This is a genomic window from Paenibacillus sp. NMA1017, assembly GCF_058895805.1.
In genome coordinates this window covers 375,025-399,764 of sequence record NZ_JBZXYR010000004.1, presented here as the reverse complement: position 1 = coordinate 399,764, position 24,740 = coordinate 375,025, and the positions used below count along the sequence as shown (strand labels likewise).

Genomic DNA, 24,740 nt, shown 5'->3' with positions numbered 1-24,740 from the left:
CATGTACTCATATGAGGTTACCCTTGAAGAAATGCTACAGGCACGCGAAAACCGGGCAGATAGACAAAGACAACTGATCAGCAGGTACACGGTACCTCTGATCAGCATGACGATCAATATCCCGGGACCACAGAAGTCCTCTCCAACTAGTAAATACGTTTTTCATGAAGGCTATCGTATCTTGATGAGTCAGCTGGCGGTGAACCAAATGACACCGCTGCACAGTGAAACGTATGATCTGCTGACAGGCCCAGAAGCATATGTTGCCGTTCAGGCAGACGCGCGAATATTGAAAAAGTTGGTCATCGCGATTGAAGATGGGCATCCACTAGGAAGATTACTGGATCTGGATGTAATTGGACCCAATGGAAGGGCAATCTCCAGAGATGAACTTGGCTTGGGCAAGCGAAAATGTCTCATGTGCGAGCAGGCTGCGCATGGTTGTGGACGGAGTAGAGCACATGCACTTCCCGAATTGCTGGAAGCTATCAAAGCATTGGTGGACAGTTATACGCGAAAGCAACAAGTAGTCAAACGAGCATGATCGTTCATCCTCATTAAAAAATCCAGAGAAGAAGGTTGTTAGTATGTATGATTGCAACACGCTTATTATGTGAAAGCCTTGGTCAACAGGCTGTCCTTGCGCTGCTAACAGAGGTCTCCGCCAGTCCAAAGCCGGGACTGGTAGATCGGTTTAATCGTGGTGCTCACAAGGATATGGACTTCTTTACGTTTATGTCTAGTGCGGCCGCACTTTCCGGCTATTTTGAAAGATGTACAAAGGCGGGTGGTTCCTTTCATGGAGAGGATCTCCGTATACTATTTGCGAATCTACGCCCCTTGGGACAGGAAGCCGAACAGGCTATGTTTGCCGCAACAGGCGGGGTGAACACACATAAAGGTCTTATTTTTTCGCTAGGAATTATTTGTGCCGCCGCCGCGTATTGTTGTACGACACGAGCAGCTGCTAGCAGGCTGGATGAACAAGTCATTTGTGAGACCATTGCTCAGATGACCAAAGGTTTATGTGCGAGTGAGCTTGCATCCCTAAAAAAATCAACAGGCTTAACGGTCGGCGAACGGTTATATAAAGAGTGGGGCATGACGGGCATACGTGGCGAGGTGGAAGCAGGCTTTCCCACCGTGCGAGAGTATGCTCTGCCCGTCTATCGTGAGTTGAAGTCATCGCAACGATACCATGTGAATGATATCTGTGTTCAAACCCTGTTACAACTGATGGTTGTCAACGAAGATACGAATGTCGTTGGTAGACACGATAGGGAGATGCTAACCTATGTCCAGCAATATGCCAAGCAGGCGCTAGAGGCGGGCGGTGTCTTGTCAGAGAGAGGTGTCGCCATGATTCATCAAATGAACGATGACTTTGTGCAAAAAAATGTTAGTCCGGGTGGTTCCGCTGATTTACTGGCAGTCACAATCATGTTGGAATATTTATGTCTAACGCCACCTGCAACCCCAAAGTGATATGTCCCCCTCACAACAGACAGGTTAATTCGTAAAAACCTACTGCTGTAAGAGGGATTTTTTTATGAAAAGAGATAATTGTGAATGAAGCTGTGTAGAAGTGAGCCTTGAGGTCTTTCATATATGAAAACCTGCATATAAGGAAATAAGGTTGGATTTTTATGGTTAAATATGTTACGCTTACTTTCCTTTTTTGTGTCGGAGCAAGTGAATGCGGATGCAGAAATCGAGACTTGATATTCTTAGGAGGTAACTGAAATGGAGAATGAGTTTCAAAGTGCCTATCAAGAAGAACAGCACAGGCTGTCGCTTGCTATGGAGGAAATTGATCGGAGATTGGAACGGCTTCGCAATACGCCGGTGTACACCGGGCATGATTTTACGGAGCAAGTGCTGGAATCGGCACGGGAGGAAAAACGTCAGGCTTTGGCCAAAAGCTCGCAGGAGCCTTATTTTGGGCGTATGGATTTTGACGAGCGTGGTAGAGGGCAGCGAAAGCCACTTTATATCGGTAAAATTGGAGTGGAGCGTGAAGAAACGTCAGCGTATCCGCTGGTGATTGATTGGCGTGCACCGATTGCCAGTTTGTTCTATTCGTTTACAGGTGGTGAAGAAACCGCCTCCTACGAAGCTCCCGAGGGAACCATTGAGGGTTTGGTCTATCTGAAGCGCAACGTTGTCATTCGGAAAAGAATCCTGGAACGGGTAGCCGATACGTATAATCGTGAAAGCGACGAGCCGGCTGTTTCCGATGAGTTTCTCGTTTATCGTTTGGGAGAAAACAAGGATAACCGTTTACGGGATATCGTATCTACCATTCAGGTGGAGCAGGATCAGATCATCCGCGCGGCTAAAAATACAGCCCTCGTTATTCAGGGGGTAGCGGGTAGTGGCAAGACGACGGTAGCGCTGCATCGTCTCGCATTTTTGCTGTATCAATACAAGGATCAGGTATCAGCGGACAAAATGGTAATTTTCGCACCAAACCATATGTTTCTTGACTATATTTCAGATGTACTTCCAGAACTGGGAGTCGGAAATATTCAGCAAAGTACATTTGCTGACTGGGCACTGGACTTGTTGGGGTTGGATTTACCATTGGCTGATCCTGCCGAAACATTATCTTATTGGTTTGAGAGTGGTAGTCTGAGAAAGGAATCCATGGATGAGGCGCCGGGAAGATTCAAGGGTTCGGTTCATTTTATGGAGTTGCTTCAAGCTTTTGTTGAACGACTGGAGCCCATCTCCGTGCCCGAGGGGGATTTTTCACCATGGGATGGAGCGGTGCTGCCACAAGCTGAGATTTTGAATTGGTTTAATGAGGAATATAAGCCTTATCCGCTCGCGAAGCGGAAGGAGCGTGTGCTGGCAAGAGTGCACCGCTGGATTGAAATGGAGCTGAAAAAGTCGCCTTCGGCGGCAGCGCTCAAGGAACGCAAGAAAAAGGCAGGGGCAAGGGAAAAGGCATATGCTAAAAAATGGCCACAATACGACGCACTAACGCTCTACAAGCAGCTTTTTCAAGCAGCTAAAGGGTTGCCCGCAGATACGGCTACGGAGATGAAGACTTCTCTGCCGACTGCTATTTTTAAGACCACACAGTCGGACCTGCGAAAACAGATTATCCGTGAAGAAGATCTGACTGCGTTAGTGTATCTTCACGTGCTGATTCATGAGGTAGAGTCATCTCAACGTTTTGACCATGTGGTCATTGATGAAGCTCAGGATTTTTCACCTTTTCATATCGCATTGCTGGATTTGTTCGTGAAGGGGCATTCTTTTACGATATTGGGCGATTTATCGCAGGGCATTCATGAATACCGTGGTGTACATGCGTGGGAGGAAATGAGTTCTCTTTTTGCGCAGGAACATACCGGGTATTTTGCACTTACGCGGAGCTACAGATCAACCTTGGAAATTATAGAATTTGCAAACACAATTTTGGAGCAGGGAGTTCGCGGCGGAATTACGGCAGTTCCGGTATTTCGTAGTGGTGATCCGGTGCGTACGATATCTTATGACTCATCGGTGCGTGACCAGAGTTTGCTCACCGCTCTAAAAGAGCTGTCCTCCAAGGAGTATCGTACTGTTTCTGTGCTGACACGTACCTTAAAAGAGGCTGTGGAACTGCATGAGGTTTTCACAAGCGCGGGGTTGGACGTGAATTTGATTGACGGTGGTAAAAAGCAATATGAAGGCGGTTTGTCGGTACTGCCTGTGTACCTGTCCAAAGGTCTGGAGTTCGATGCAGTTATTGTGGCGGATGCTGACCATGAGCATTATGGAGAACGGGCATGGGATGCCAAGCTGCTGTATGTAGGATGTACCCGTGCGCTGCATGAGCTGTGGCTATTGCATGATGGCTCACTTCCTAGTTACGTACAAGCACAGACGGAGTAAGCAGAAAAAGCGTTGTAAAGTATCGCCTAAGTTGCTGTATTCCTTTTTGTTTACTGTTTATCTTAGTGATGGAAATTATGAAGTTATGCCAGTCGAAGAACAGCCACGAAATTTATCTTTCGTCTAAGGCTGTTCTTTCTTTTTTGTAGGCGACTGACTTGTAGATCTACAGCCGTGCCATGACCATGCTATCTGCAACTTGTTAACGGATATGATAGAATAAAAGGCGGTTTACACCGTATCAGATTATAGATGACTTGAATTTTCATGTTTTTCAACCGTATGAGCGAACCTAATATAGTATGTTTTCTAAGAAAAAGAGAAAGTGTTCGTTCATAAACCATAAGGAAGTGAATGAAATGGACTTATTTTCATATTCCCAAGAGTCAACGTCAAGCAATCGGTTGCTTGCGGATCGCTTGCGTCCGACTTCGCTGGATGAATATATTGGACAGGAGCATGTTGTGGGTCCGGGTAAGCTGCTGCGAAGAGCCATAGAGGCAGATCAGGTTTCTTCTATTTTGTTGTACGGACCACCGGGGTGCGGCAAAACAACGCTGGCACATATCATCTCGCAACACACGCAAGGCGATTTTGTACGTCTGAATGCTGTAGAAGCATCTGTGAAAGACGTAAGAGAAGTCATTGACCGTGCACAAACGAATAAATCGATGTATGGCAAAAAGACCATTCTGTTTCTCGACGAGGTACATCGTTTTAACAGTTCGCGTCAGGATGCACTGCTGCCTGCGGTGGAAAAGGGCACGATCGTGTTTATTGGCGCCACGACTGAAAATCCCTTTCACTACGTCAACGGCGCTTTAATGAGCCGTTCTACGTTGTTCCAGCTTGAAGCGCTAACGCAGGAGCATTCGCTGGCTGCTATGCGCCGCGCTTTGAGTGATGCGGACAAAGGGCTCGGTTACATGCAGCTTCAGGTAGATGAAGCTGCACTGGCTCACATCGCGTCCATGGCGAACGGCGATATCCGCCGCGCTTTGAACGCGCTGGAACTGGCGGCGCTCACGACGCCTCCGCTGGCAGACGGCACGATTCACGTGACACTGGAAGTCGCAGAGGAATCCATCCGCCGCCCAATTGTCAAGGCAGACGAGTCCACGCAGTATGACGTGCTGTCGGCCTTTCACAAAAGCATTCGCGGCTCCAGCGACGCGGCCCTGTTCTGGTTCCTATATGCCGTAGAAAAGCTCGGCATGGACCCGATGACCTTTATCCGCCGCCTCATCGCGGCGAGCAGTGAGGACATTGGCCTGGCGAACCCGCAGGCAATGGTACAAGCGGTGAGTGCGCTTGAAGCTTATCGCAATAACGGCTGGCCTGAGGCCAAGCTGAACATTGCACAGGCCATTTTGTTCGCTGTGGAAAGCCCCAAATCGAATGCCGTATATACGGCGATTTCACGGGCCATGTCGGCTATGGACGATATCAAATCGGCCGAGGTGCCACTCCATTTGCGTGACGCACACTACAAAGGCTCGGAAAAGCTCGGTCATGTTGGTTATCAATATCCGCATAATTATCCGAATCATTATGTGAAGCAGCAATATTTGCCCGATTCGATAGCAGACCAAACCTTCTATCAGGCCACTGAGCAGGGGAATGAGTCCAAAATCAGGCAAAACCAGCGCTGGCGGGATTCACAGTCTTAATATATGTGCGACTTCATATACAGAGTGTGTACGATATCGTCACGTTACACCATGATCGTGCAAGAGCGAAGAAGGGGATAAAAAGATGAAAGACGTGCTATTCGTTGCCGCGGGCGGAGCGCTTGGAACCTCTACCCGTTATGGCCTGCAATCGCTGTTGCCTGCGGCGGGTGCGGATTTTCCACTTGGTGTGCTGCTAATCAATTGGATCGGCTGCCTGTTTCTTGGCTGGTTCTTTACGGTAACCTTGCGATCATGGCGGATCAAGCCGCGATTGCGACTTGCCATCGGAACAGGCTTTACAGGGGGATTTACCACCTTTTCCACTTTTGCAGTAGATGCTGTACGCCTCACGGTTCATGATCGTATGCTGACGGCTATGTTGTACCTGCTTCTTAGCGTAGGCGGAGGGCTGTTTTTGACATGGACAGGTATCCGTCTAGGTACAAAAATGACGCAGGCTGCTCCCAAGGAGGAACGCTTATGATCTGGTGGGCGGCGGCAGGCGGGATTATAGGTACACTGGCGAGATACGGGCTCGGCATGTGGGCGGGAAAGAAGTTCAGTACCGTATTCCCGTGGGGGACGTGGATCATTAACATCAGCGGTTCATTACTGCTAGGCTGGCTATATGGCGAGTTTACGCAAAACCATTTGTCTCCTGCACTCTGGATGCTGCTAGGAACAGGTTTTTGTGGCGGCTACACCACCTTTTCCACATTCGGCTATGAATCTCTTCAACTGATGGAGCGTAAAGAATACCGACGCATGGCTACGTATGTACTGTCCTCTGTCGTGGTAGGAGTTGTAGCTGCGGCTATCGGGTACAGAGTCAGTTAAGCTTTATACATTTTCGAGATAACACGTAAAAATGCAATAAAAAGCTTCCAATCCCGACTCAAGGCATTTTCAGCCGTGATACGGTTTTGGAAGCTTAGTGCTGTACCTACAGCTATTTTTTATCTCGTTCTTTGTACAATTCAGGTAAAAGGGATTCAAGTTCAGGTCTTGGTTCAGGATCAGACAACTTCATTTCCTCCAGCGATTGAACGGCAATCCGTAGCACAGTATAATCCCTATACCAACGGTTGTCTGAAGGAACGACATACCAAGGAGCTTGTTTGGTAGCACTTAGCTCTAGTACATCCTCATAATACTGGGTATACTGCTTCCAAAATTTTCGTTCCTGCAAATCACTTGGATCAAGTTTCCAGTTTTTGTGAGGCTTTTCAATTCGGTCGATCAGCTTTTCTAACTGAAATTGCTTTGAAATATGTAAAAAGATTTTAACCACCTTTACACCATTATCCAGCAACAACTGTTCAAAATGCTTGATATGCTTAATATTCCGTTTGGCCTGCTTATCGGATATCTGTCCGTGAACACGTGTAATCAGCACATCCTCATAATAAGAACGGTTAAATGCTGCAATATATCCACGTCCTGGGGTAACGCTATGAGCACGCCACAAGAAATCATGACTTAATTCCTCAGCCGTAGGTGATTTAAAGCTGTGGACAGTTACCCCCGCAGGGTTAAGGTTGGAAAATACCTGTTTGATGACGCCATCTTTGCCGCTGCAATCCATACCCTGAAATACAAACAAAACGGATTGTTTTTTCTCTGTAAATAATTTGCTTTGTAATTCCGCGAAGCGTTCCTTCAATTGATCTGTTTCCTGTCGGATTTCTTCTTTATTTTTGATATTCTTCGTATCCTTGGGGTCCCATTCTTTCAAAGAAACTTTTTTACCCGGTGTCAGCATTCCTAATGAATCAGACATAAAGGCACGCTCCTTTTCAATTGAAGTATAATCTTGTCTACATCATATACCCAAATCAGGATGTTATCAAAAGTTCCTTATGTATCTTTGTTTTTCTTGGTCTAAACGGCTACATTTTCGACTTTCTGGTCACGCTTTTGGCCACAAAATTTTTCTTCAATTTCTAGTGGTTTTGCTTCTTCTTTTTTACTCAGTAAATTACTTAATCCTACTGCTGCATCTGACTGCATGTTTTTCAATAAATGTGAATAAGTATCCAAAGTTATAGTTACACTGCTATGTCCTAATCTTTCAGAAACAACTTTTGGATGAACCCCAATGGATAACGTTAATGAAGCCGATGTATGTCTAAGGTCATGGAATCTAATATACGGTAATTCTAATTCTTTTATCTTTTTTTTCATCAGCCTTGTAATTGTGTTTGGAAAAACTCTCTTTCCAATATTTGTGCAACACACCAGATCACTGTCTACATACATTTCTCCAGCCAGTTCTTTTTCCATAAAGACTCTTTCATGTTGTTTCTTCAATACTTCAATTACTTCATCTGATATATCAATTGAACGAACACTTGAGGTAGTCTTGGCTCCTTCCTTAATCCTTTTTGCATCGCTCTCTAATGTTTGAGTTACCATAATACATTTACTCCTGTTTATTGGGCTTTCTTTTATCAAATCATTTTAACTGCATAATTCAAACTGTACACCATAATATTGAAAATCCTTTGAACATATGAATCTGCATATGGCTTGCCATTCTCTCTTTCTTTTTTAAACGATTCATTACTCCATTTATGTCTGTAGAGGTCAATTCTCCAAGTGTTTATGAAGGGTGAGGGAAGAAGTGAAGGCTAAATTAAAATTTTTGGGGTTGGTTGCCCTTACTGTTACGTTTGCTGTAGTTATTAGTAATAGTGTTTTTGCTAGTGACGATACTTCTGAAGAAATGAAGGGCGTTACAAAAGCAAAAGTCCCTGATAATGTATTAGAAGAACTTTATCATCCTGATAAAATTTATACTAAAGATGGATTATTTATAAAAAAACCGCAAACTCTCCATGATGAAGATAAATTCAATCAAGATGAAGTAGTATACGATGTTTCAAAGACTACTGATGAAACTAAAGCAATCATTCAATATGACGCTACTTACATCAAGGAAGAAGACAGTAAATAAATTTGTGTACTAAAGCATTTGAAAAGTTAAGTTGTATAATTGGAATATCTAGGGCGACTTCGGTTGCCCTTTTTATTATGCTCAATTTAGCCAAGTCTTTTCTAACAGCACTTCCACTCCCATACTCAGGTCATTTTTTACTCGATACCATCCCGAATATCGTTAATGTTGCTTATATGTTATACATTGAATCTAGGGTAAATTCATAAATAAATTACAAGGGAATACGTACATGCTATTCAATGAGGTAACTTTGTATTGGATCAGTTGTATTATGATTTTCCAAATAAATTATACATCAACATAAAGACGATACCCTTAATCATAAAATCATTGCAAACTATCCTATAAGGTATTTTAAGCACATATATGAAAGGTATATGATTTTGTGCCAAAAGATGGTACAATCATGAGCGATAAAACGAAATAGTCTACTATTTGTTTCACAAGTACATAATTTATTTAACTATGCATCATATAGTGAGTTCACGCTGAAAGGGTGGTTTATCGATGAAAATTACACCCACGATTAGAGCAGAATTGGAACAATATCTAAAACAAGAAGGCTTAACCTTATCGCAATTTGGACAAATTACAGGGATGAATAGGGGAATAATAAGTAGCATAGTATCAGGCAATAAATCTATGTCTGTTAACCAGCTCGATCTAATGACTGAGGGTATGGGTTTACCAGAAGACCACTTTTATGATTTGTTTATAGAAAACTACATCATCGACACACCTCCGAATATGAGACGAATCGAGCCGTTTTTGTATCGTTGTGCGGAGTTGGACAAGTTGAATACGATCCGTCGAGTGGTGGAAGCCATCATGGACAATCTGCTCTATTCAACGAAACTATTTGAAATTGCCGAAACGTTATTCGCACAGGGACGACATGCTGCTGCGCAACTGCTCTATGAGAGTGTAGCTGAAGCGGAAAAGTACCAACATTCTGAACGCTTAGCCGTCTGTCAATATCGCATATTTAAAATTCAGATTGGAGACGATCAAAGCCGTAACCTCAGGGCATCTGCTATATTTGAAGCTTTTGTAGAGCGCCTAGATGAAATAGACCAGCTTGATGCATTGAAGGATTTAGCAAACGTGTATAGGTCTTTACGCAAATGGGACAAGGTTGATGAGATAGCGAGGAAAATGAGAGCTAAAGCTGAAATACAATATACACTGAAACATCAACAGAACAGCCGAGAACAGACCGAATCTAGCGATAAGCTAAGTCGTCCCCTATTTGTGTACATCGCTTATGCAGATTTGCTCTGTGCTAATGCATGTGAAGAACAGGGTGATTATGAGAGGGCATTACATTGTACAAATGCTTATTCCAATTTAGATTGGGTTAGAGAGACTGATGAGGATACCCAGCACTGGATTGGTTTGTTTAAACGCTGGTCACAAGCTAATATGCTTGCATATAGGCTTTTATCTGGTGATATAAGTGTGCTTCATGAATATTTAAACTACATTGATGAATCATCTGATGCAATTCAAGAAGATAGGGTCACTCAATTACTTAACATTATGACAGCAGCTAACCGTTATAAGCTAGATGTAAATGATATACTTAAACGATTTGAAACTGAGATTGCGTCTTTTTCTCAGCGACCATCATCAGATGACATGTATACCCAGCAAGTGATACCAGACTACTCGGCACTGTGCGGATATGAATTGGCTTATTATTATTTAAATCAAGGGATGTACAACGATGGTTTTAATCAGTTGTTTTGTGCAATGGTAAAAGCGCATATACTAAATAATGAAACGTATTTTATAAATTGTATGGGGTTGTTCGTGCGTTTCAAAGTCCATGCAGTAACTGAAACTAAAACAGAGTTTTACAATCTCATTGAAAAGGTGTGGTTAAACAATGTTGAAAAAAGTGGTAATGCTGATCGTAGCGAGTAGTTTTTTGTTTACTTTAACTGTACCTATTTATTTGGACAGTCATAATGGAGGATTTCAAATCTTTGCAACACATGGAGGAGCTTAAATGCTAATCAAAATTTAAATGAAAAAGTTTTTTTATTACTACACTTCTAAAAAGGGTCTAATTGCGAACCAACAGGTCACCGTGGGGGAATCTCAAAAATCTATTATTAAAAAATGTTCTATTCCAAGACCTACAACTAAAGTAGGTCTTTTTTATGATTCATTCAGCAATTCTTTCAAACTGTTTTTTGTGAACTTATCCACTATTAACTAAAATGAGGATTTGAATAAGGAGGTACATTACGATAAGGGACGAGGGTTTACGTCAAAGGATGGTGATACCTTCAACGTTGCGTAATTAAGGAAGCAGCAGGATACTGTTTTATTAAAATTGTTAATATTTTAACACTTACACAGATGGCTATAGAACATTTAGGTGGAAATAAAACTCAATCTCAAATCGTAAAATATATTAAAGGTAGCCTCGTAAATAAGGGAGGCTCGGATAAGGAAGTAAAAAGCGCGTTAGCATATGGGGGGTTGAGCTCTACAATCGATAAAGAGCCGATACCCTTTGGAACTATTATCTCTCAAATAAAAAGAAATCAACCGCAATTAGCACATATCGTGTGGAAGGACGACTCTGATCTTGGACATATGTATCTAATAAATGGATATTCGGATAATACAAATTTAGGATTTCAAAAAGTATATTACAAAGACCCTGCCGTTGGTGAGAAGATGGATAAAATAGATTACTATGATGGATTTGTTAATAATAGAGATTTTAGTTGGTATAGCACTATAAACGAAATTTATGTTGATTAAAAGCGAGAACTAAGGAGGACTGATAAAATGTATAAAAAAATAATTGGAATTGCGTTTTCTTGTATCTTATTGTTGTTTCCTATAACGGTCTTAGCGGCAAATGAGGTTCCGCAAGAAGTTGAGCAATCTATTGAAAAGGATTTGGGGAATTTCAAAGATGATATTAGAAAGAATACAGGATTTAAAATAACAACTACTAAAGAAGCGGAAAATTTAACTCTTGATGAAGGTTTTAAGGTTTACACTGTTAATTCTAAAGCTGTTAGATCAGGGAATACAGATAGAGCTAATGACATTTTAAAATCTAAAGGGTACTTATTTTCCATAAAAAGTGGACAACAAAATAACGGTATTGTTTTTTCAGAAGATGGGAAAAGAATACGATCAGCTTATAGTGATCTTGAGTTTCCGAGTCAATTCGAAGAAGCAAAGAAATTGATTGGCTACGATGAAAGCAGCAAACTGATATATGATGATCGACTGGCTACGGTTGTTCTAATTTCTGATATAGATGGGAAGGAAGTTGTGGTTCCTCTTAGAGAGAGCGTATACATGGACTTTAAGCCAATGAAAGTATACAATCTACAGGAGTTTGTAGAGTTTCTATCTGCCAATGAGAAGGCTCGACAAGAAGCTGCTGAAAAAAATGATTCAGATGAACAGATCTCTGGAGGTAGTCCATCTAATCTAAACTCGACTACTTCGCAGGTCATTACAAGCAAAATCAGCACAGAAAAAGTGTCACTATTTTCTATTGCCGGTTTAGCAATTATTGGTGGCATTATTTTCGTAATTAAGAGAAGAAAAAAGGTATAGATTAATCTTGTACACAATAAACCGTGTAATAGTTTTGACAGAATTAGACGGTTTGGTGGGCTGGAATCATCTATTTAAATTCAATTCAGATAATGAAGTTTTGTTGGTGGCTAGATAGGATTATCCGTCTAGCCTTTTTAGTATGTATGGCGAAAACTCGCTAAATGTATTGTCGAATTGGAGAGGATTTAAGGTATTGAAAATGGAGGTAACAGAGGGAATCAGTATGTATCAAAACAGGCAGACCAAAATTATTTTGCTCTGGCAAAAACACAGGAGGATATTGCACAAAAACTTTGTATCACGAAACTACAGCTACATAACTATAGAAATTCCCAACGCTCATTCCTACATGATATGATTGAGGATCATGGTACATTTTAAGCATTTAGACGTAGGCACAAAGGTGTCTTATTTCACATAACAATTAGGAATTAAGATGGTTTTCCATAAATTTGAATAGTGTTATTATGTCATAACGAACTCAAACAGAGGTAAACTATGACAACTATTAAAGTGACATCTGAGCAGCTTATGACTGTCTCCAAGCAGTTTGAGTTAGCACTGCAAACGGCAACTCAAATGAATAGTAACCTAGTACAACAAATTTCATCTATGGGGCAGTTGTGGGAGGGTATAACAAAGGAGCACTTTTACTATTCCTTCCAGACCTCTCAAAAGAATATGAATGACTTTGTTACACTTACGGACTCCATTGCTAAAGAACTACGCCATCATGCAGATAAATTTAGATTAGCCGATCTAATGGAAGCAGGTAATATTGACACAAGTTGTTTACCGCCTCCACCGAATTCATGTGCTGTTTCTGCTCCAGATACACGAAATGCATTCCAGAAATCAGTAGATAGCTTAACTGAACTAGGTCAGGATTTTGTAGACGCTAATTCAGTACGCTATGAGAAAAAGTTTGATTCGGTTTGGAGCTTCTTAGATTATATGTCGTATGGCATTCCAAAGGGAATGTATCAAGGGTATATGGAACGGGCAGCTAAACAAAACGATTCATGGAATGACATGCTTAATTTCGGTACATTTGGAGTAACGGGTATGATTCAGGGAACATTTAATCCAAACAATGCCTGGTCAAAGGAACACTGGGCTAATATGATCGGTACAGCTGGACTATTTGGAGGAGTTAGTTCAGTAATCAAGCCTAAAATTGGTTTGAAATCATCCATTAAGTATGAGATTCCGAAGAATAATACGAATTCGAAATTGCGTAATTCAATAGAATCTGAACCTAAAACAGAAGTACAAACAGGTGGAAGAAACGATCTTTCAATTGATGAATATTTTCGTAGAGAAGCTGAAGCAGATGAGATGTATGATCAAATCAGAGCGTCTGATAGTGATGTAAGAGCAATAGCTGAAAATTCTGGAATGAAGGAAAGTAGAGTTCAAAGAATCAAAGAACACGTTTTCATAAATGAACATATAAAGTCAAGTGGTTACGGCAGATTTCATTCTGATTACGAAATAGCTCAAGCATGGGATAGATTACAAAAAGGATTACAAACAGAAAAAGATATGGATTTGCTTAATCATGAATTGTTTGAATCCAGATTTGAGGGTATATTTAAAACAGACTATGAGACTGCTCATAAAGCTGCGGTAAGGTCGGGTCGTCCATGGGAAATAGAATAGAGGAGATTTTATAATGGGAGCATTTGTTTTACTTTTTAAAGAACATGAGGATGAGAATGTAGTTATTTATAGATATGGCCCAAATGAACACATTATGGGGAAAATTCAATTGAACAAAGAGACTAAGTTGTTCTCTGAAATTGAACCTTTACCAGATCTGAGTCATTCAAATAAATTTTATTTTGATAGGGCTGCACAACGGATGGCACGTTGTTTCGTTAAAGAAGGTGGTATATTTCCCGATAAAATGACATTCGAATCATAAAGTAGATTCAAAATACTTATTCTGAATTAAGCTTACTTCTCTAATGTGAAAAATGGGAGTGAGCTTTTCTCATAATATGTAATTTCGGACCAATATTGTATTGCTCCTTGTATCAGTTCTAATCTAAATCTAACGTATAAGGTTTCTGAAAACTGTTGTTAAAGTCAACAGTGATCATGATTTAATCTAGGTGCGAGTTGGAATCGCACGGCCAGCCTTTGCTATGTAGAGAATCCTCTAAAGTTAGAGAGGATTTGTGGATTCAAAGCGGTATATTACAACCCCCAAAATTTATACTTTATAATTGATGTCAGGAGCATGATCAATATCACTAACAACTTGGGCACCGAATCTTCTTAATTCTTCAGCACTAACCTTTAAAGTTGGAATCCAACCTGAAAGAAAAATAATTACCAAATACAAGTCAGTAGCTTGTTCATAATACCATTTCCACTCGAATGATTCATCATAATGAGAAAAATATCCATCATAAAGCTCCATGGGGAATTTATCAAGCATTTCTATGAATTTATTTAATGTTTCGTTAGTCCATCCAAACTCAACAGGCGTATTACTTCCCGTATCATCGAAAGTAACCAACAATTGACACCCTTGATCTAGTCTTTTATCGCGTGAAATAATTTGCAATTCTAAAAGTTTGTTATTGTTAAAGTGATCTCTCAAGATAGCCACTGTTTTTCCTCCTTTTTGATATAGAAACTCGGCGTAATAATAGTAAAATGCCGTTTTACATTTTATCGTATTACGCCAAGTTTAATAAGATGCTTATATACTGAGAGGTACTATTTCATTTTATTCAAACTTAAATAAAGAGCGAACCCACCGTCCGTCTTTTACACGCTGGTCTTTCGAATTAGCGGTATCATAATAGGTTGTTATAACAATGTTGCTAAATTTAGATAAAACCACTGTAAGTTTGCTGTTTGGGTCATACATAATTCTTGAGTTACCTATGTGATCGTCAAATTTTTCTATGGCATTCATACCAGAAGAAATTTCTGATAATAGATTATCTAATGCAACTTCTGTAACTCCGCGAGCTACGGCTTGTTTAATAGCATGATTTTTTAGAGTTGTTGTAACGTTCTTTTTCGTGGCAGTTACTACAACATCATCAGCACTTTGAGCAAGCACTCTGAAAACAGCTCTGATTAGTGGGCCAATGACGGTAGGTTGAACTCTATCAGTTTTGGGTGCTAAATTGTTTTGACTATTTTTAAACTCTCGCAAACCTTCTTCATAGGGATCGCTAGTTGTTGGTTGTTGGGTGTTGACTGTTTGGTCTTGAACGATTGATGTTGAGGCACTTGCAATTATTGGATTCAAACTGAGAGTTAAAACCATAGAAAGAGCAATAACTTTAATTGTCCTGATTTTATTGAACAAAAAAAACACCTCATCAATAAGTTAGTAGATTGGCCAATCTCATTGGTAATCATATCCTTAAAAATGAGATAAGTCAAATTTTAGATTAATAAGCAAATAATTGTATATATGATTATGAAAATTACAGAAAAATGGTTGTTAAATGCAAGTTTATCAAAGAGTATGAGAAATCAACCGTGGTTAAAACATTGTGAATTTTAGTTCAGTAAACCACTTTAAACAACAGGAGTATAGAGACATTACGGAGTCCTATTCATTAACGAACGAAGAAGTCAGAGGATTTTATGATATGCTTTGGTCTATGCTTACCTATGAAGATCGTACATATGAAGTTTGGAAATAAACGGGCATATCAACAAGAAAAAGTGGATTTTGAACTGTACAAAACTGATGGTATGAATGTTAGGGGGAGAGCGCTCTATCCGTACCTTTCAATCATAAATAATTCATATAAAAATCGAGATGATCATGACGCCAATATTGTAAATAAATTGATAGAAATAGTGGTAAAGTTAACTAATATCAAATTCCCAGTTGAAGGCGAACAAAGTCAATTAGTACATTAATTCTAAGAGATAAAAGGAGGTGATGTGCTTGATTGGTTAGCATGTTTGGATACAACAATCTATAGTATTCTTCTTTCTATGTAAAGTTGATTGGATTGTAGCCGACTTCTTCTACCTGTTTTATATTCTTTAATGAGGTGGTTATCATGGAAGGTAAAAAATTTGTTCTTATGCTTTTACTTTTTTGCTTGTTGGGCATTATAGGGCTAATGTCTTTAATCTACGGATTTATCTGGTTAATGTTCAATGGATAGTTTATAAAATTGGCATTAGAGTGTGGGTAGCAAGTTAGGAAGGCTTAGAACGAGAGATATAGATATGCAAATGAGCAGAGCTGAAACAGGAGGGAATTAATACATATGCAAGAAGAGGTGTTAAAAGCTTTAGTGTCATATCCACCATTACTAGATGTAACCGACATTCAGGAAATACTTATGGTAGGTCAGGCAGTGGCCTACAACGAATTGATTCAGGCAATTTTCCAGTTATGAAGATAGGTCGGCAATTGAGAGTAGCAAAACCGTTTTTCGCAAAATACATAATCTAATCATCCACTTATAGCAATGTATAAACCTTGTGCAATAAGGTTTTTTGATATTTAATGAGACTAGATGAGAAGTACTAATTGATCTTGTCTACATCATATACCCAAATCAGGATGTTATCAAAAGTTACTTATATATTATTAGGAGGAATTCACTTGGCGACGATAGCTGAGATTTCTGAAGATTTAGAAGGATGGATTGCATTTCTTGCTGCTTTATCTCCGTACTCAGATGAGTTACTTTGTGAACCCATAGCAGGTACATGATCGATTCAAGATATGGTCAGTCATATTATGGGCTGGGACAAAAGTTTTACCAAAACGCTTATACAGATAATCGATAAGGAACAAGTCACGCTCAAAGAACATCCCGATGTACAGGCATTCAACAACTCATCTGTAGCGTTCGGTAGAAATATGAAAACAAATGATTTGTTAAATGAAGCTATTGCAGAGCGTAGGCGAATGATTGTGAAACTCCAAATGGTGTCAGAATCGGCTTTTATGCGTCCAATTCCTAATAGCCTGTACACTTTGGAAACCTTTTTACAAGAAATGTTTGTCCAGCATGACAGACATCATAAAGAGCAGATCGTCAATTCCCTTCGAGTCATGGGCTAAAAACATGTAACAGAAAAAAAGTCGCTCTCCCAAATCAGGAGAGACGACTTTTTTATTACGGCTGTTCAATGCAAAATGGTCACTCATTTAAACTGTTTCAGGCTGAAGTTTTTCAACCTTATCAATGGTTCCGCCACCCAGACAGCGTTCCCCATCATAAAATACAACAGCTTGTCCAGGCGTAATGGCCTTCTGATGTACATCGAATATGACATGCACGGTTCCATCGGCAAGCCATTGTAAAGTTACCTGCTGATCAGGTTGGCGATAACGGAACTTGGCAGTGCAACGGAATTCGCCGGACGGACGAGTATCTGCGCCTTCGATCCAGTTCACGTCTGTTGCAATCAGGCTGGTAGAATACAGGCTGTGGTGACGATCACCCTGTACCACATACAGAATATTCTTCTCCAGATCCTTATCCGCTACGAACCATGGTTCGCCTGAACCCGAGCCGCCAATGCCCAAGCCTTGTCGTTGACCCAGTGTATAGTACATCAGACCATCGTGGCGTCCTTTGATTTCACCAGTAGCGATATCCACCATATCTCCACCTTTTGCAGGCAGATACCCACTCAGAAACTCCTTGAAATTACGCTCGCCGATAAAGCATACGCCTGTGCTGTCTTTCTTCTTGGCCGTATACAGTCCCGCAGCTTCCGCAATTTTACGCACTTCTGGTTTCGGCAGATGACCGATGGGAAACATTGCTCGGGACAACTGTGTTTGGCTTAATGCATTCAGGAAATAAGTCTGATCCTTGTTGCTATCCACACCTCGCAGCAAAGTAAAGTGGCCGTCTTCTTCCACAACCCGTGCATAATGTCCAGTAGCAACATAATCTGCTCCCAAATCCAGCGCTTTATTTAGAAACTCGCCGAATTTAATTTCACGGTTACACATGACATCCGGGTTGGGTGTGCGTCCAGCTTTATATTCATCAAGAAAATAGGAGAATACTTTATCGAAGTATTCTTTTTCAAAATTGACGGTATAGTAAGGAATGTCGATTTGTTCACAGACACGGCGCACATCCTCCGCATCCTCCTCAGCCGTACAACGGCCAAATTCATCCGTGTCATCCCAGTTTTTCATGAAGATGCCGATTACGTCATAGCCCTGCTCCTTCAGCAGCAGCGCGGTAACGGATGAGTCGACGCCACCGGACATCCCGACGACGACACGGGTTTCATGATTGGCTTTAGCCATGGTCATCACCCAATTCTTTCAATATTGTTGTAGAACCCACCTATTGTAACATAAACGATAATAAGATACGATGTTTGGACGATCAAACGACACGGCGAACGATGGAAGAAAGCTACATAAAATGGGCTAAAGCTGTTCCAAATCGCCCGAAAGCAACTTTTTTTAAGATTGTTACCGTAATGTTTCCCTTTACCTGCCCTAATATGTTAACATAAGCTGAGGGTTAGGATCGGAATAGAGAGGTTTACAACACCAGTTATTCCGCGTGTTTAACGGAATTGTTACTATAAGTGAGGTGGCACAATTGAAAATATCAACGAAAGGTCGTTACGGCCTGACCATTATGATGGAACTTGCAGCCAGGTTTGGCGAAGGTCCAACTTCTTTGAAAAGTATTGCCGAAAAAAATCAGCTGTCAGAGCATTATCTGGAACAGCTCATCGCGCCTTTGCGTAATGCAGGTTTGGTAAAAAGTATCCGTGGTGCTTACGGCGGTTATATTTTGGCGAATGAACCGGCAGGAGTAACAGCGGGAGACATCATTCGTGTACTGGAAGGTCCGATTTCTCCGGTCGATTTCACGGAAGAAGACGATCCGGCAAAACGTCAGCTCTGGCTGCGAATTCGTGACAGCATTGCTGAAGTGTTGGATTCTACTACACTTAAGGACTTGATCACATACCAAGAACATGATGAGTTGGATAATTACATGTTCTATATCTGAGGTGGATTAACATGAACAGAATTTATCTGGATCATGCCGCATCGACTCCTATGCATCCTGAGGTTGCGCAGACTATGATGGACATCATGACTGGCCAATTCGGCAACGCTTCGAGCGTTCATGCCTTTGGCCGCGATGCCAAGCGCACCGTCAGCGCTGCTCGGGATGCCGTTGCGGCCTCTTTGGGCTGCAAGCCTGAAGAAATTATTTTTACGAGCGGAGGGACAGAAAGTGATAATCTGGCCCTGTTTGGGACGGCTACGGCAGACGGCCGTACTTCCGGGCATGTGATTACAACCGCTATTGAACATCACGCAGTGCTTCATGCTTGTGATGAGCTGGAAAAAGCGGGGTATGAGGTAACTTATGTCCCGGTCAACGGTTTTGGACGCGTGAACCCTGCGGATATCGAGGCTGCCATTCGACCGGACACTTTTTTGATCAGTATGATGTATGCCAACAATGAGGTGGGCGTCATTCAGCCGATCTTAGAAGTAGGACAGATTGCGAGAGAACATGGCATTGTATTCCATGTAGATGCGGTTCAAGCTTTCGGTCATATATCCATCGACTGCCGGAACCTTCCGATTGACTTACTGAGTGTGTCGGGCCATAAGATTAACGGACCGCAAGGGGTTGGAGCATTGTATATCCGCCAAGGTACACGCATTCAGCCGCTAATGCATGGGGGACTTCAGGAAAAGAAACGCCGTGCCGGAACAGAAAACATCGCCGGTATTGCGGGTCTGGCTAAAGCCGCAACTCTTGCTAATGCTTCCATTGAGGAGCGTAGGGCGCACGATACGGTTCTTCGTCAGACGTTGCTTAAAGGGTTGGAAGACACTCTGGGTAGCCAAAATTTTGTAATTAACGGTGACCCTGACCATTCTTTACCTAATGTTCTCAATGTTAGCTTTCCGGCCATTGGTACAGAGACCATGCTGATGAACCTTGACATGGAAGGAATCGCAGCAGCAAGCGGATCAGCCTGTACTTCCGGATCTCTAGAGCTATCGCATGTATTGCAGGCGATGGATCTTCCTGAAGATGTTTTACATTCAGCGATTCGATTTAGCTTCGGTTTGGGTAATACTACGGAAGAAATGGAATACACGGCCAAGAAAATTGAAACCATATGGAAGCGGCTGCGTACTAGGTACTAGGGATTTCTCCGCATTTTAATAAGAAGGGAGGGGCGGTTTTCCATTTCATTGCATGAACGGAAGCAAGGTCTGACAGGCATGTAGGAAAAGGACCGCACCTTCGTTCAGATTGCAGAATGAGGAGGTACCCTATATATGAAGCTTCAAGATATGATCGGACTTGCCGTTTTCGATGTGGAGGACGGGAAGCAGATTGGTAAAATACATGACTTTATGGTGACAGCGGATTGGCGAATCTCAGGGATCGAGTTGGAAGGAAAAGGACTTTTTTCTTCTCACGTGAAAATGGTTGCTTGGGATGACATCGTTGCTTACGGTGAGGATGCGATCATGATTCGCAATCAGCAGGCTGTGCGTAAAACGGAGGCCCATGATATACAACATACGTACTTGCTTGGACCCGGTAAACTGAAGGATCTATCCGTGCTAACAGAGGAAGGGCTTATGCTCGGGCACATCTCGGATGTTTATTTTGACCAGGAAATGGGCAATAACATAATAGGCTTGGAAATCAGCGATGGTTTTGTATCGGATATTATAGAAGGGCGGAAATGGCTGCCCTGCACCGAAGATATGTCCATCGGGGAAAATGCTGTTATGGTTCCCCCGTTAAGCGAGCAGCGTCTGGAAAAAGCCATATATTCTGTTAATGGATAGGGTGAGTTTATTGAGATGTCCGAATTGTAATTCCAAAGATATCGGCAAAATCGGCTCCCATCAATTTTATTGCTGGGGATGCTTTATCGAACTTCAGGTGAATGGTGAAAAAATGTCTGTCTACCAAGTGGAAGAGGATGGAACGCTCAGTTCGCTGGACGACCTATTCTTTGGAGATGAGATGGCACAACAGGACTTGCCGCAAATTCATGCTTCTTCCTAAGCTTGACACTGAAAGTGGACAGGCTGCTTGCTAAGAGGTGTGATCTACATACGCTTAGTAGGTTGGATAATGCTTGATAAAAAACAACGAAGAGGGTGCCCAGAACGGCCATATTGGCTGGGGACACCCTCTTTTGTATACCGTTTTTGTGAAGATGGTTAGTTCTACAATTTAAAGCGTTTGACCTCTTCCAATAAAAGATCTGCATGAGAATCAAGTTTGGCAGAAAGGTCGGCAATATTGTTCATGGCATGACCTTGTTCTTGCACGGAAGAAGCTACTTCCTCTGTAGATGCTGCACTTTGCTCAGAAACAGCGACAACGCTGGAAATGACATCGGAAATATGTCCAGCATTCACACGGAGATGATCTGTAGCGGCGGTAACGTCCTCAATTTGGGCAAGCATATGCTGAGAAGCCCCACGAATGGATTCAAACGCCTGTCTTGTTGCAATGGCAGCATGCTCCTGTTCTACAGTTACAGCAAGAGCCTTCTTCATTTCCTCTGCGCTTTGTACTCCTGCAATTTTAATTTCTTCCAGCTTACTCATGATACTGTCACTGGAACTGCCCGCTTGCTCAGCCAGTTTTCTCACTTCTCCCGCGACGACGGCAAAACCTCGTCCGTGTTCCCCGGCCCGTGCTGCTTCGATAGATGCATTGAGGGCCAGCAGGTTTGTTTGTGCGGCGATATCGTGGATGGCCCCGGCCAGCCGCTCAATATCCTGAGTTTTCAGCGCGAGCGAATCTACGGCTTCTCCTGCCGCAGTCGTTGTTTGTCTGGACTCGGCGGCCAGTTTCGCTTGACGTTCTGCTGTTTCATACCCTGCAAGCACGGCAGAATCTGTTTCAAACACGGCAGTTTGGGTCCGTTTGACACTTTCGCCAATCTGGTCGATGGAGCCTGTCATGTGAGTCAGCTTCTCAGAGCCGGAATATACAGCCTCAGCTTGATCGCTCGCTCCTTGGGCAAGCTCCTGAACTGCACTGGAGATTTGTGACGCAATAGTTTCAGTATCCTTAGCATGCTGATGCATATCATGGGAAGCTGAGCTGACATCGCCCGCAGTATCTGATACCTTGCGCAGCAGGTGAGAGAGATTATCAGACATGATATTAAAATCTGTCCCCAGGCTGGCAATTTCATCTTTACCCTTAATATCCACACGAGCGGTCATATCGCCCTCAGCTATACGTTTGACATTCGCTTGGAGTCTGCGAATCGGCTTAATAAAGTTGTTTGCCGCCCAGATTGCTAGCAGCATAGCGACGACCAAGATGATAGCAACCGTAATAATCAACGTATTACGAGTGGAGTAATACTCCTGAAAAGCAATATCTTTGGAAATAGACAACCCTACAATCCAGCCTGTGCTAGGCATCTTTTTAAAATAAAGCTGACGGTCACTACCATTGTAGCTATAGTCTGTTTTTCCCGAAGCTGCGCTCAGTAAGGCCGCGGTTGATGAACCCAACTCGGGGTTGTCCTTGAGATCTTTACCAGCCAGTTTGTTGTCTGGGTGCGCGATCACGGCTCCATTTTGGTCAATCAAAAATGCGTAGCCTAATCCGTTCAGATCTATGCTTTTAATCATTTTTGTCATATCGTTGAGCATAATATCCTCACTGACTACCCCGGTGATAGAGCCGTTGGAATTCTTGAGAGGTTTAGCAATGGAAATGGTGAAGTCATTGCTGCCTGCATCAGTGTAAGGTGAGGAATAATACATTTCTCCCTTGGTTTTGGCGTCCTTGTACCACGGACGAGCGCGAGGATCATAACCTGCTTCAAACCAGCCGGATCCATCCCAGTAAGATCCATCTTCAAAGCCCGCATAAATATTAGAAATATTTTGATCTTTATAGTTTTGAAAAGCTGCTTTCAGAGATACGGCTTTGGCATCTGATGAAATATCGCTGGATTCCAGACCTGCAGCCAATGTTTCAATAATTTTGGCATTACCACCTATCCACCCGTCGAGCTGATTGACGGTTTCGGAGGTTTTGCTGTTCATAAGCTCTTGGATATCATGATTAGCCTGATTTTTAACGCTTGTCATGCTAATGATCGACAATGGCCCAGCTGCAACGATAACAATGCAAGTGAAAAGGAGAATAAGCTTGATTTTTAAGTTCATGTAACGACCCCCGATGTTTCAGAAATGTGAAAACTTAAAGTAGTGCTTTGTACTTATATCGTCAGATGGAATGACATTGTTAATTGTTTTCATCCGTTTTCATCAATTTTTTACAATGGTAATCTATGGGGCATTCCAGACTCGCGGGAAGGATTAAAGTAGAGGTACAGGCATATACTTAAAGGAGGCTAGTCCGGTAAGGGGGCACGAAATGGAGCAATTAACGAAAAGTAGACTGTTCCGGTACGGAATTTGGACGTTGCTGGGACTTGTCATTCTATATTTTATCTGGCTGCTGCGACCTTTGTTTATGCATTTGTATGAATTTCTGAAAACAATCATTGCTCCGTTTGCGGTAGCGATGATCATCTCCTATGTACTTAATCCCGTTGTCAGTATGCTGGGCGGTCGCAAGGTGCCTCGAAGTGTAGCTGTGCTGCTCATTTATGCTGTGTTTTTGGCCAGTCTCGTTGTGATTCTGATGAACCTGATTCCAATGTTCATTGAACAACTGGATGAGCTGAATGAGCATCTACCCGAGCTGACCATGCATGCACAGGGATTAATGACGAATATGGATAGTGGTATTTTGCCCCAAGGGGTGCGAACGGGTATGAATCAATGGTTTTTCCAATTAGAGAATCGGATGGCAACAGGGATTTCTACCTTTATGGATAACATCGGCGGGATGATCAACATGCTGTTCAATGTGTTCATTGTACCGTTCCTCATTTTTTATATTTTGAAGGATTTTGATGTGTTCGAGCGGACGATTGTGTCTTACCTCCCGCGTTCTCGTCGCAAGGCGATTGTAACGGTACTTAAGGAAATTGATCAGGCGCTTGGCAACTATGTCAGAGGACAATTACTGGTATGCGTCATTATTGGAGTGATGGCTTATCTCGGCTATATGCTCATTGGCATGCCTTATGCGCTGTTGCTGGCAGGAGTGGTTGCGGTTTTTAACATCGTTCCGTATTTGGGCCCCTTTTTGGGAGCCGCTCCGGCAGTAGTTATGGCTTCTACGGTCTCTTTAAAAATGGTGCTTTTGGTCGTGGTCGTTAACACCTGTATTCAAGTGTTGGAGAGCAATGTAATTTCTCCCCAGGTGGTGGGACGAACGTTGCATCTGCATCCGATAGCCATTATTTTCGCTCTGCTAGTAGGTGGGGAAATTGCGGGAATTACCGGCTTGATTTTAGCGGTTCCCGTAATGGCGGTTTTAAAGGTAGGACTCCAGCATTTTTTTGCTTATTACGTGAAGCGAAAAACAATCTGATTTTGTTCATATACCGTATGTATCTTGTCTGAAATCGCGTTGACACGGCTAAATGACACGGATATACTGAGTTGAGTATGTTTAAATGTGTTTATCCAGTAGGGAAAGCTCATTTCGAAGTGCGGGCTGAACCCGCCGGGATGCTCCCGTTACCAGTGAAAACAAGGC

The 24,740-nt window shown here is 42.2% G+C and carries 25 protein-coding genes; 19 read left to right on the top strand and 6 right to left on the bottom strand.

The features are described 5' to 3' along the window. Position 1: 1 nt before the first annotated feature. From citX to crcB (AC5ELV_RS13885), 6 genes are all read left to right on the top strand, one after another. Positions 2-544 (top strand): citrate lyase holo-[acyl-carrier protein] synthase, encoded by a 543-nt coding sequence (gene citX, locus AC5ELV_RS13910; protein ID WP_493430677.1) that lies wholly within the window; start codon positions 2-4, stop codon positions 542-544. 47 nt (positions 545-591) lie between these two features. Further along, positions 592-1,485 (top strand): triphosphoribosyl-dephospho-CoA synthase CitG, encoded by an 894-nt coding sequence (gene citG / locus AC5ELV_RS13905; RefSeq protein WP_493430676.1) that lies wholly within the window; start codon positions 592-594, stop codon positions 1,483-1,485. 258 nt (positions 1,486-1,743) lie between these two features. Beyond that, complete coding sequence (locus tag AC5ELV_RS13900) at positions 1,744-3,885, top strand: HelD family protein (protein ID WP_493430675.1); 2,142 nt, start codon at positions 1,744-1,746, stop codon at positions 3,883-3,885. Positions 3,886-4,244: 359 nt separating this feature from the next. Further along, positions 4,245-5,555: a replication-associated recombination protein A gene (locus AC5ELV_RS13895; protein ID WP_493430674.1), complete on the top strand. Its 1,311-nt coding sequence runs from the start codon at positions 4,245-4,247 to the stop codon at positions 5,553-5,555. Between the two features lie 85 nt (positions 5,556-5,640). Further along, on the top strand, positions 5,641-6,042 hold the full coding sequence (gene crcB / locus AC5ELV_RS13890) for a fluoride efflux transporter CrcB (protein WP_493430673.1): 402 nt from the start codon (positions 5,641-5,643) through the stop codon (positions 6,040-6,042). Continuing rightward, positions 6,039-6,395: a fluoride efflux transporter CrcB gene (gene crcB / locus AC5ELV_RS13885; protein WP_493430672.1), complete on the top strand. Its 357-nt coding sequence runs from the start codon at positions 6,039-6,041 to the stop codon at positions 6,393-6,395. Before crcB (AC5ELV_RS13890) ends, crcB (AC5ELV_RS13885) begins: the two co-directional genes overlap by 4 nt. A gap of 112 nt (positions 6,396-6,507) precedes the next feature. Here the strand turns inward: crcB (AC5ELV_RS13885) and AC5ELV_RS13880 are convergent, their stop codons facing one another. Then, positions 6,508-7,338, bottom strand: coding sequence for a PPK2 family polyphosphate kinase (locus AC5ELV_RS13880; protein WP_493430671.1), 831 nt, complete (start codon positions 7,336-7,338; stop codon positions 6,508-6,510). A gap of 101 nt (positions 7,339-7,439) precedes the next feature. Next, a complete protein-coding gene (locus AC5ELV_RS13875; protein ID WP_493430670.1) occupies positions 7,440-7,973 on the bottom strand; it encodes a site-specific integrase in 534 nt (177 codons plus the stop codon). Between the two features lie 208 nt (positions 7,974-8,181). Here AC5ELV_RS13875 and AC5ELV_RS13870 point away from each other — a divergent pair, with 208 nt between their 5' ends. The 6 genes from AC5ELV_RS13870 to AC5ELV_RS13845 all read left to right on the top strand — a co-directional run bounded on the left by AC5ELV_RS13870 (position 8,182) and on the right by AC5ELV_RS13845 (position 14,041). Beyond that, on the top strand, positions 8,182-8,514 hold the full coding sequence (locus AC5ELV_RS13870; RefSeq protein ID WP_493430669.1) for a hypothetical protein: 333 nt from the start codon (positions 8,182-8,184) through the stop codon (positions 8,512-8,514). A 510-nt stretch (positions 8,515-9,024) separates the two neighbouring features. Beyond that, complete coding sequence (locus AC5ELV_RS13865; RefSeq protein ID WP_493430668.1) at positions 9,025-10,443, top strand: transcriptional regulator; 1,419 nt, start codon at positions 9,025-9,027, stop codon at positions 10,441-10,443. Positions 10,444-10,884: 441 nt separating this feature from the next. After that, entirely contained in the window at positions 10,885-11,295 is a 411-nt protein-coding gene (locus AC5ELV_RS13860; protein WP_493430667.1) for a C39 family peptidase, read from the top strand. 27 nt (positions 11,296-11,322) lie between these two features. Further along, a complete protein-coding gene (locus AC5ELV_RS13855) occupies positions 11,323-12,111 on the top strand; it encodes an LPXTG cell wall anchor domain-containing protein (protein WP_493430666.1) in 789 nt (262 codons plus the stop codon). Positions 12,112-12,612: 501 nt separating this feature from the next. Continuing rightward, complete coding sequence (locus AC5ELV_RS13850) at positions 12,613-13,776, top strand: WXG100 family type VII secretion target (RefSeq protein ID WP_493430665.1); 1,164 nt, start codon at positions 12,613-12,615, stop codon at positions 13,774-13,776. 13 nt (positions 13,777-13,789) lie between these two features. Continuing rightward, entirely contained in the window at positions 13,790-14,041 is a 252-nt protein-coding gene (locus tag AC5ELV_RS13845; protein WP_493430664.1) for a hypothetical protein, read from the top strand. Positions 14,042-14,332: 291 nt separating this feature from the next. Here AC5ELV_RS13845 and AC5ELV_RS13840 read toward each other — a convergent pair whose 3' ends face one another. Both AC5ELV_RS13840 and AC5ELV_RS13835 read right to left on the bottom strand, forming a co-directional pair. Next, the gene (locus AC5ELV_RS13840; protein ID WP_493430663.1) at positions 14,333-14,734 is read right to left on the bottom strand and encodes a hypothetical protein; all 402 of its coding nucleotides are present in this window, start codon (positions 14,732-14,734) and stop codon (positions 14,333-14,335) included. Positions 14,735-14,854: 120 nt separating this feature from the next. Next, a complete protein-coding gene (locus AC5ELV_RS13835; RefSeq protein WP_493430662.1) occupies positions 14,855-15,448 on the bottom strand; it encodes a hypothetical protein in 594 nt (197 codons plus the stop codon). Positions 15,449-16,373: 925 nt separating this feature from the next. Between AC5ELV_RS13835 and AC5ELV_RS13830 the strand changes: the two genes are divergently transcribed. Together AC5ELV_RS13830 and AC5ELV_RS13825 are read left to right on the top strand one after the other, a co-directional pair. Then, complete coding sequence (locus AC5ELV_RS13830; protein WP_493430661.1) at positions 16,374-16,505, top strand: hypothetical protein; 132 nt, start codon at positions 16,374-16,376, stop codon at positions 16,503-16,505. Positions 16,506-16,837: 332 nt separating this feature from the next. After that, positions 16,838-17,179, top strand: a complete 342-nt coding sequence (locus AC5ELV_RS13825; RefSeq protein WP_493430660.1) for a ClbS/DfsB family four-helix bundle protein — start codon at positions 16,838-16,840, stop codon at positions 17,177-17,179. Positions 17,180-17,266: 87 nt separating this feature from the next. Here AC5ELV_RS13825 and mnmA read toward each other — a convergent pair whose 3' ends face one another. Then, complete coding sequence (mnmA, locus tag AC5ELV_RS13820) at positions 17,267-18,388, bottom strand: tRNA 2-thiouridine(34) synthase MnmA (RefSeq protein WP_493430659.1); 1,122 nt, start codon at positions 18,386-18,388, stop codon at positions 17,267-17,269. A gap of 304 nt (positions 18,389-18,692) precedes the next feature. On the opposite strand from mnmA, the gene cymR reads away from it, so the two are divergent. The 4 genes from cymR to AC5ELV_RS13800 all read left to right on the top strand — a co-directional run bounded on the left by cymR (position 18,693) and on the right by AC5ELV_RS13800 (position 21,155). Further along, positions 18,693-19,112 carry a cysteine metabolism transcriptional regulator CymR gene (cymR, locus tag AC5ELV_RS13815; RefSeq protein ID WP_013311532.1) on the top strand — a complete coding sequence of 140 codons (420 nt, stop codon included), beginning with the start codon at positions 18,693-18,695 and terminating at the stop codon, positions 19,110-19,112. Positions 19,113-19,123: 11 nt separating this feature from the next. Further along, on the top strand, positions 19,124-20,275 hold the full coding sequence (locus AC5ELV_RS13810; protein ID WP_493430658.1) for a cysteine desulfurase family protein: 1,152 nt from the start codon (positions 19,124-19,126) through the stop codon (positions 20,273-20,275). A 135-nt stretch (positions 20,276-20,410) separates the two neighbouring features. Beyond that, complete coding sequence (locus AC5ELV_RS13805) at positions 20,411-20,932, top strand: PRC-barrel domain-containing protein (protein ID WP_274482385.1); 522 nt, start codon at positions 20,411-20,413, stop codon at positions 20,930-20,932. Between the two features lie 10 nt (positions 20,933-20,942). Then, positions 20,943-21,155 carry a YrzR-like zinc ribbon domain gene (locus tag AC5ELV_RS13800; protein ID WP_013311529.1) on the top strand — a complete coding sequence of 71 codons (213 nt, stop codon included), beginning with the start codon at positions 20,943-20,945 and terminating at the stop codon, positions 21,153-21,155. Positions 21,156-21,319: 164 nt separating this feature from the next. Here the strand turns inward: AC5ELV_RS13800 and AC5ELV_RS13795 are convergent, their stop codons facing one another. Continuing rightward, complete coding sequence (locus AC5ELV_RS13795) at positions 21,320-23,293, bottom strand: methyl-accepting chemotaxis protein (protein WP_493430657.1); 1,974 nt, start codon at positions 23,291-23,293, stop codon at positions 21,320-21,322. A 211-nt stretch (positions 23,294-23,504) separates the two neighbouring features. Here AC5ELV_RS13795 and AC5ELV_RS13790 point away from each other — a divergent pair, with 211 nt between their 5' ends. Further along, on the top strand, positions 23,505-24,572 hold the full coding sequence (locus tag AC5ELV_RS13790) for an AI-2E family transporter (protein WP_493430656.1): 1,068 nt from the start codon (positions 23,505-23,507) through the stop codon (positions 24,570-24,572). Positions 24,573-24,740 lie beyond the last annotated feature (168 nt).